This is a genomic window from Helicobacter sp. 11S02596-1, from assembly GCF_002272825.1.
Classification (GTDB): domain Bacteria; phylum Campylobacterota; class Campylobacteria; order Campylobacterales; family Helicobacteraceae; genus Helicobacter_J.
The window spans coordinates 1-691 of sequence record NZ_MLAM01000038.1 but is presented as its reverse complement, the minus strand read 5'-3'; the positions used below and the strand labels follow the sequence as shown (position 1 = coordinate 691).

The following is a 691-nucleotide window of genomic DNA, read 5'->3' as shown; positions in this document are numbered from 1 at the left end:
CCGCTACAACGCGGTGTTTTATAAAGATTGCTAAATCATTCTTTGGATACAATGTTGCCTTTATCATAATAAGGAGGATAAGAAAATGGATGCATTACAAGAACGCTTATTGGATATTTTGCTGGAATTTAAACGGGTGTGTGATGAAAATAATTTAGAGTATTTTTTAGATTGTGGGACATTACTCGGAGCGGTGAGACATCAAGGCTTTATCCCGTGGGATGATGATGTGGATGTGATGATGCCCAGAAAAGATTATGAACGCCTCATTGAGCTAGACAAGCAAGGGATTTTTAAAGAAAAGTTTGCTCTGCAACACTGGGACAAAAACAAAAAACATATAATGCCTTTTAGCAAGTTAGAAGACAAAACAACCACGTGGTTTAGCTATATTGGCGATGATCGTGTGCCTCACAAAAGCGGTGTAGGTATGGATATATTTATCCTCGATGGGGGGGGGGGCAGACAAAAGTCTAGCTAAAAAACATTTTTCTTATTTTATACGCTTGCTTGTTTATATATATTTTCAACACTTTAAACCATCCCAAACATTAATAGAAAACAAAAGTCTGCCAAAAAGATTCATTACCAAAACGCTCATTATGCTCGCAAAAAGCGATCTTTGGATTGGTTTTTTAAGATGGTTTTATAATCGTAAAGTTCGAAATTCCCCATTCAGTGTCGAAACATC

General features: G+C 36.6%; 1 protein-coding gene. It reads left to right on the top strand.

Annotated features, from left to right (window positions below; translation table 11 throughout):
- Positions 1-85: 85 nt before the first annotated feature.
- Positions 86-481 (top strand): LicD family protein, encoded by a 396-nt coding sequence (locus BJI48_RS09255; protein WP_095334279.1) that lies wholly within the window; start codon positions 86-88, stop codon positions 479-481.
- The last annotated feature ends 210 nt before the right edge of the window (positions 482-691 follow it).